Annotated in this window: 10 protein-coding genes; 6 read left to right on the top strand and 4 right to left on the bottom strand. The window is 31.5% G+C overall.

What is annotated here, in order from left to right; translation table 11 throughout:
* The coding region (locus IJ258_RS02470; protein ID WP_292802371.1) for a site-2 protease family protein at positions 1-420 on the bottom strand (420 nt) is incomplete at its 3' end.
* Between the two features lie 219 nt (positions 421-639).
* Here IJ258_RS02470 and IJ258_RS02465 point away from each other — a divergent pair.
* From IJ258_RS02465 to IJ258_RS02455, 3 genes are all read left to right on the top strand, one after another.
* On the top strand, positions 640-1,656 hold the full coding sequence (locus IJ258_RS02465) for a hypothetical protein (RefSeq protein WP_292802368.1): 1,017 nt from the start codon (positions 640-642) through the stop codon (positions 1,654-1,656).
* 205 nt (positions 1,657-1,861) lie between these two features.
* Positions 1,862-2,017 carry a hypothetical protein gene (locus IJ258_RS02460; RefSeq protein ID WP_292802365.1) on the top strand — a complete coding sequence of 52 codons (156 nt, stop codon included), beginning with the start codon at positions 1,862-1,864 and terminating at the stop codon, positions 2,015-2,017.
* 51 nt (positions 2,018-2,068) lie between these two features.
* Positions 2,069-3,082, top strand: a complete 1,014-nt coding sequence (locus IJ258_RS02455; RefSeq protein WP_292802362.1) for an aminopeptidase P family protein — start codon at positions 2,069-2,071, stop codon at positions 3,080-3,082.
* A 46-nt stretch (positions 3,083-3,128) separates the two neighbouring features.
* Here IJ258_RS02455 and IJ258_RS02450 read toward each other — a convergent pair whose 3' ends face one another.
* Positions 3,129-3,812, bottom strand: a complete 684-nt coding sequence (locus IJ258_RS02450) for a TIGR00266 family protein (RefSeq protein ID WP_292802359.1) — start codon at positions 3,810-3,812, stop codon at positions 3,129-3,131.
* Positions 3,813-3,979: 167 nt separating this feature from the next.
* Here IJ258_RS02450 and IJ258_RS02445 point away from each other — a divergent pair, with 167 nt between their 5' ends.
* From IJ258_RS02445 to IJ258_RS02435, 3 genes are all read left to right on the top strand, one after another.
* Positions 3,980-4,906 (top strand): type II secretion system F family protein, encoded by a 927-nt coding sequence (locus tag IJ258_RS02445; protein ID WP_292802356.1) that lies wholly within the window; start codon positions 3,980-3,982, stop codon positions 4,904-4,906.
* Positions 4,906-5,088 (top strand): class III signal peptide-containing protein, encoded by a 183-nt coding sequence (locus tag IJ258_RS02440; protein ID WP_292802353.1) that lies wholly within the window; start codon positions 4,906-4,908, stop codon positions 5,086-5,088. The genes IJ258_RS02445 and IJ258_RS02440 overlap by 1 nt, the downstream gene beginning before the upstream one ends.
* 111 nt (positions 5,089-5,199) lie before the next feature.
* On the top strand, positions 5,200-5,910 hold the full coding sequence (locus tag IJ258_RS02435) for a DUF4013 domain-containing protein (RefSeq protein ID WP_292802350.1): 711 nt from the start codon (positions 5,200-5,202) through the stop codon (positions 5,908-5,910).
* A 146-nt stretch (positions 5,911-6,056) separates the two neighbouring features.
* Here IJ258_RS02435 and IJ258_RS02430 read toward each other — a convergent pair whose 3' ends face one another.
* Together IJ258_RS02430 and IJ258_RS02425 are read right to left on the bottom strand one after the other, a co-directional pair.
* The gene (locus IJ258_RS02430) at positions 6,057-6,620 is read right to left on the bottom strand and encodes a TMEM175 family protein (protein WP_292802347.1); all 564 of its coding nucleotides are present in this window, start codon (positions 6,618-6,620) and stop codon (positions 6,057-6,059) included.
* A complete protein-coding gene (locus tag IJ258_RS02425) occupies positions 6,610-7,191 on the bottom strand; it encodes a TMEM175 family protein (RefSeq protein WP_292802344.1) in 582 nt (193 codons plus the stop codon). Before IJ258_RS02425 ends, IJ258_RS02430 begins: the two co-directional genes overlap by 11 nt.
* Between the last annotated feature and the right edge of the window lie 46 nt (positions 7,192-7,237).

Below are 7,237 nucleotides of genomic sequence, written 5' to 3'. Positions count from 1 at the left end.
TGATGTGAATACGGATGGATAAACTGCAGTTGCAATGCCTAAAAAGATTAGTGCAAGAACAATATTGACAATAGGTCCTGCAATGGATATCTTACCATTGATTTCATCGGTCATGTAATTGGCATAAGTGTAAACTGCACCGGGTGCTGCAAATACGAATCCGAAAAATGATGTGACAAGTGCAAATATCAATCCTTGGGGCCATAATTTGAATTCAGCCCAGTATCCATATTTCATTGATACAAACTTGTGTCCCAGTTCGTGCAGGATGAATCCCGCACCTACACCAACCATAACAATCGGCAAAATGGATAGTATTGCATTGGTATCTCTTCCACCATTAACTATTGCAAAACAAAGTGAAATGACGAAAAATGCAATTATTAAATCTCTCACTTCACTACTTGTAAACTTAATCATAATGTTAAAGTATCTAATTTAACTTTAATAAAAGTATCTTTTTCATAATCAAAAACTTTATAAATAACTTAAATTAATCTAATACTAAGTTAAATTTTGTAAATTTCTATTTAAATAAATATAATATTGTAATGACATTATTAAATTGATTTAAGGATGTTTTTTTATATTTGGTTTGCAATATTGATTTCAATATGAAAAATTGTAGGTGGGAAATAGATGACTTCTGAATTATTAACTATGAACAAAGGAGCTGTTGCACTTGCAGCAGACAGTGCAGTCACAATCAATGGTAAAAAGGTTAGAAATGGTGTTGAAAAATTATTTAAATTATCCAATGATCTTCCAATGGGAATGATGATATTTGGTAATGCAAACTTTGACAATATTCCTATGGAGACACTAATCAAACAGTACTCTAAAAATGCTGACTTCAAAAGCCTTGAAAATATTGAAAACATTCAGGAAGACTTCTTGAAATATCTGGGCAGAGTAACTCCTCCATTTGACTTCAAAAAATCAATTGGTAATACTATTGGAGAATATGCTGATGAGCTAAAAGAAAAATTCAGCAATATTTCTGAAGAGGAATTTAATAAGTTCATTGATGAAATTGAAATCGATGATTCACTTGATTTTGTCAAATCACTTCCAGAATTTGGCCTGATTGACTCATTGATTGAAGATATTCTTCCTAATTTTGTTTTGGATAATGAAAAAGATGATTTAATCATTGTTTTAAAAATGAACTTCTTCATGAAAATGCTTTCATCATCAACAGGAGTTGTAATTGCAGGATTTAATGAAGAGGACTTGTTTCCATCATTCGTATCATTTGATTTGATAGTGAATAACTCTGGTGACATTGAAATTAAGTCTTTTAAGTCTGAAATTAATTATCCATTTGGAGTTATTGTTCCTTTTGCTCAAACAGATGTCATTGATACCTTTTTGACTGGTTCCAGCATTCTTTTAAAAAATGTTTTGAGTTATTATTTTTTTCATTTCATCAATAATTACACTGATTTAATCATTGAATCTATTAAATCCACTGATATTGATGAATCTTCTAAAAAAGAATGCATTAATCAAATTAATGGAATCAAATCATTTCATTCAGATACAACATCTAACTTCATTGAATTTTTCAATAATTGGGAAGATATAATTATGGGCCCAATATTGTCTGCAATAAATACTCTTCCAAAACAAGAACTTGCAGATTTGGCCTATTAATTAGTTAATATTACTTCATTAAGAAGAAAAATAGATTCGAACATTGATAGTGTGGGAGGTGATATTGCTGTAGCAATAATTACTAAAGGTGATGGGTTCATTTGGATGAACAAAATTAATAATGTGGATTTTAAGCTAAATCCGCATGTATTATATAGTAGTTGAAGTATAACTTAAATTAAGTATTGCTTACGAGGTGTTAAGTATGAATAAAGTTAGAGTTATTACAATTCCTGAAGATGCTGATGAAATTTATGATGAAGAATATTTCAAGCAATTAGGAATCAAAACAGCTGATAAATTAATTTATTATCTAAAGAAACGTTTAAATGATGAATGTGGTTATGATTTTGAATTATAATCATATTTCAATTAACTATTTTTTTATAATACTTTTTTTAAATATTAAAATATGAATATTCATATTGAAAATATTTTAAAGGATTTGGAAAAGGATAACTTTCAAGCTTATTTGCTTACACAATTCACTAATGTTGAATACATTTCAAATTACAAGCCAACAAGTTTTGCATTCTGCATAATACAGGAAAACCCAATTATTTATGCTTCAGGCATGGATATGGAATTGGCCAATCGGGATTCTTCAATTGAAGTTAAGGAATTCGAATCATTCGATGTAATGGTTGGTGAACTTAAAAAAGAGGGAATCAAAAACCTGGCAATAGAGCCAACATTGCCCTACAGCACATATGTCAGATTCAGGGATGATTTCACAATAGATTCAAAGAATTATATTGATGCTCAAAGAATGATTAAAACACCTGATGAAATTGAAAAAATCACCAAAGCAACTGAAATCGCTCAAAAATCATTTCTGCAATTGGATATATATAACAATGGGGGCAGTGAAAAGGAAGTGGCATTTGATCTTGTAAGATACATGATTGAAAACGGTGCAGAAAAGGAATCATTTGATACAATCGTAACAAGTGGTGCAAATTCAAGCCTGCCTCATGCAATTCCACAGGCAAAATCTTTGGAAGAACCAATACTGATTGATTGGGGAGCTATTTTTGAAGGGTACTGCTCTGACAATACTCGTACAATGGTTTATACTGAGTCACAACAGGAAATATGGAACATTGTTGCTGAATCACATGACAAGGCAATCAAGGCAATCAAACCTGGAATGAAATGCTGTGAAGTTGATAAAGTTGCCCGTGACATTATTTCCGATTATGGCTATGGCGATAAGTTCATCCACTCAACAGGCCATAGTCTTGGTTTGGACATTCATGAAACACCTGGTTTTTCTCTTCGAGATGAAACAATAATCAAAGAAGGTATGGTTATAACAGTGGAACCAGGAATATACTTGGAAGGGGAGTTCGGAGTTCGCCTGGAAGATACAGTTCACATTACAAAAAGGGGCAATGTCATCGGTGATTTGCCTTTAAATATCTAAAAAGGAATAAAAATGATTAATTGCTCGAGGAGCATTAATCATAATGTTAATGTTCATTGTTTGCTGGTAGGAATGGTATGATGGCTTCAGCTAATTTGCTGATTGGCATGGTTTGTATCCATACTTTTCCAGGTCCTTGCAGTCTTGCGAAGAACAATCCTTCACCGAACAGCATGTTTTTAGCGCCTTTGACTCTTTCAATGTCAAATTCAACGCTTTCTTCCATTGCTGCAATGTGTCCCGGATCAACTAATAATTTTTCTCCCGGCTGCAGATTATGTTCAATGACTTCTCCATCGACTTCCAAAAATAGTAATCCTGTTCCGCTGAATTTCTGAAGAATGAATCCTTCTCCACCAAATATTCCTGCACCCAGTTTTTTCCTGAAGTACATGTCAAGGTCAACTCCATCTTCTGCAGCCAAAAACGCATTTTTCTGCCCGATAATGGTATTGGATCCATTTAATCTGATTGGAATGATTTTTCCTGGTGTGCATGATGAAAATCCGATTTCCTGATTGTCTGATTGTGCAGTGAAGAAGTTCAAAAATATTGTATCACCAGACAATGCTCTTCCAATACCTTTAAGAAGACCGCCTCCAGTATTTGTATCCATTTTTATATCTGATGTCATATATGCCATTGCGCCAGTTTCGTTTTTCACGGTTTCGCCTTTTTGTAGTTTACAAACTACCATAGGAAATGCTCCGCCTTTTATTTCGTATTCCATTTATGTCACCATTTTAAGTTAGATATATGATAATATGTGCAGTTGATGTATATATAATTGATTTGCATTTTTTAATTTTTGTGTTGATATTAATCTTGTTTTTGCGTTGTAAAATTGATTTTGAAACTAACCGTTACTTTATATGTGTTAAAAAATAATATTATTTTATGAAATTTAAAATAATAAATGATTTAGCATTAGTTGTTGACAATATTGTTCCGAAAAAGTATTTATCAAAATTGCAGGAATTTTTACTGAGTGGAGCTATTTTTACAGATGTATCACAAGTTTTATCTGTACTTATAGTTTTTATATTATTTAGTGAAATTGTATTGGGACTAACAATTGCATATTTGAATCTTCCATTATCTCTTGTAATTGTTCCTTTATTTGTTGTTCCTGGACTATTTACATATGTTGTTGTTCAACAGGAAAAAAGATCACAGGAAATTGAACGAACTGCTCCTGACTTTTTAAGACAGCTTTCAAGCATGTTGCAAGTCGGATTAAGTTTTGAAAATGCAATGGAGGACATGTCACAGTATGGGGAGGGGCCAATGTATGATGAAATGAGGCGCACTATCATTGAAATTCGTATGGGTCGTAATTTCGATGAAGCATGGAGAGCGATGAGTAAACGTTTAAAATCACGGGAATTGGAGAGGATATTCGGCATAATATTGGATGGTCGCAGAAGCGGGTCAAGTATTTCCAAAGTATTGTCTGATGTTTCTGATGATTTGCGTGATTTGATGGCTCTTAAACGTGAAAGGCGTTCATCGGTTATGATGTCTGTAATGTTTCTTTTAATATCAGCTGTTGTTGCAACACCATTTTCAATTGGAATGGTAAGCGTTTATTCTGGTTTTATGCAGAGTTATGGCATGGATTCAGAGATTATCTTCACTGCTCCTGTTGTGGGAGAGTTGTATCTGATTATTCATTCGGTTTTGGTTGCATTTATAATTAGTATAATCATGTATGGGGATGTAAAAAAAGGAATTAAATTTTCTCTGCCACTGACTGTTTCATCATTTGGAATATTTTATTTTATTTCCACATTTGGTGGAAGCTTATTGATGGGGGGATTTTAATGGATAATAAAGGTCAGGCTTCAGCGGAATTAATTTTACTTATTGGTGGAATTTTTGTTGTAGTTTTACTGGTGATTTTTATGTATAAAAATTATATGGGTGATTTGAGTGGTGAAATCGAATCTGGTGAAGTAAATGTATTTAATAATGATTTGATAAGCATAACAAAATATTTCAAATAATCTGTGTTTTTGATAGTTATTTTTTTTAAATATGTTTAAATATTATTAGTAATATAATTTTAAATACTCATTTGAGTTTTTTTTTAAGTTATAAAACAAGGAGAAATTAAAATGGAATTAGGAGAAATTATTAGTGATGCATTAACATATCCATTAAACAACATTAAAGCATTAGTAATATATGTTATTTTGGGTATTATTTTAGGAATTGCAGTGGGTGGAACTGCTATTGGTGTGGCTACTGGTGTTGCACTTAAAAACCCTTTCACTGCAATTGGATCAGGTATTATCGGATTAATTATTGCATTAATCATTGGATTTGTTATTTCTGGTTATCAATTAGACATTGTAAAATTCGGTATTAACAGAGATGCTGGAAGTCCTGGAATCGACATTGTAAGACAATTTATTAACGGTGTAAAATTATTCGTTGTTCAAATTGTTTACTATATTATTCCAATCATTATCGGTGCTATTCTAGCATTGATTTTCCAACACTGGTTATCAGGATTAATAACAATTATATTATGCATAGTCTTTGCTTTAGCAGCATTCATGGCTCAATGCAGATTGGCAAAAACCGAAGATTTAGGTAATGCTTTAGCAATCGGTGAAGCTATTGGAGATATTTCAAGAGTAGGTATTGTTAAAGTTCTTTTATTCATTATATTAATATTCGTCATTGCATTCATTTTAGCATTGATTGTAGGTTTCATCTATCAATGGAATGGTACTGTCGGTGGAATATTGATGGGTATTTTAGGAGTTTACCTTACATTCTTTGTAGGTAGAGCTACTGGTTTATTATACTCTGATGTATAAATAAACCATTTTTTTCTTTTTTTAATATTATTTTTAATTGCAATTGATTGTTTTTCTGATTTAGTCTGGTTTTAATTGATTATGTGAAATTTATTTCATTTAAAGTCTCCAGAATTAAAATAGTTTTAAGGTGATGGTATTAGAGTTCAATTTAAAACTTTTGGAACAATCCAAATTGCAACGATTGAAATCAGACATGAGGTAATAATTGCCGGAGGATAAGCAAGATATCCAATTATCATACCTATTGAAACCAAGACAATTGTCATCATGAAAATGTAATCTTTTTCTAAAACAACCTGTAGTGCAATGTTTCCAGGATCTGATTCCTTTAAGAATTTTGAAATCAGTTTTGAAAGGATTGCAGTTGCAATATAACTTAATCCATAAAAGAATTGTGGTAGGAATAAATTGAAGTTCTCAGCAACAAATGTTGTTAAATAAGGAAGCAAAGACATTATGAATAATGATAAACCCATACTCCAAATGACTTTCCAGTCAATCCTATTCACGATGCTGAATAGGTTATTGTTAAAATTCCAAAAGTTAAACACGACAATAAAACTTATTGCATAAATTATAAATTCATATTTTAACTCCAATAAGGATTCCCAACTACCTGTTGATGCAAGAGGAATTTCCAAAACGATAATTGTAATGATGATTGCAAGAATTGCATCAATCAATGCTTCAAATCTCTCAGTTTCCACAGCCACCACCTCTGTTGATTCTAGCTATAATAATCCATAATATAACGGAAATCATACATGCAGCATAAATTCCAGGAATAAAAACAGTATATGTTAATACGAATCCGAGGATTAGTACAATGAAGGGTATAAATACTTGACGTGAATTGTAAGAAGACTCCTGCAATTCTTTATTATAAGGATTGCTTTTGTAAACTGCCCAAACACCGAGATTATATGTAATGTTTGTTGCTATAAATATCACTCCAAACATTGTTTCGGCAGGTATTGAATAAACATTATTTGCAAGCCAAATAGTAAAGTAAGGCAATAATGAAATGATAAATGTCATAACTCCATTAATCCAAACCACTTTATTGTCAATGGTGTCAATCAACTGGAAAAGATTGTGGTTATTATACCAAATATTGAATAATACTAAAAAACTGATAAAATATGCTATGTACATGGTTTTTAAACTCCAAAGTCCCATTAATGTAGGTTCTGTTGGTTGGGGAATTTTTAAAACCAAAACAGTCATGATAATAGCTATTATAGCATCAATAAATGTTTCAAATCTACTTGTTTCCATATGGGAATATTTATAATTTTTAATATAAAATATTAATTAAATGGTG

It is taken from the genome of Methanobrevibacter sp. (genome assembly GCF_017468685.1).
In the GTDB taxonomy this organism is placed as follows: domain Archaea; phylum Methanobacteriota; class Methanobacteria; order Methanobacteriales; family Methanobacteriaceae; genus Methanocatella.
Note: the sequence above shows the minus strand (reverse complement) of the source record. Positions and strands in the feature narration are given on the sequence as shown.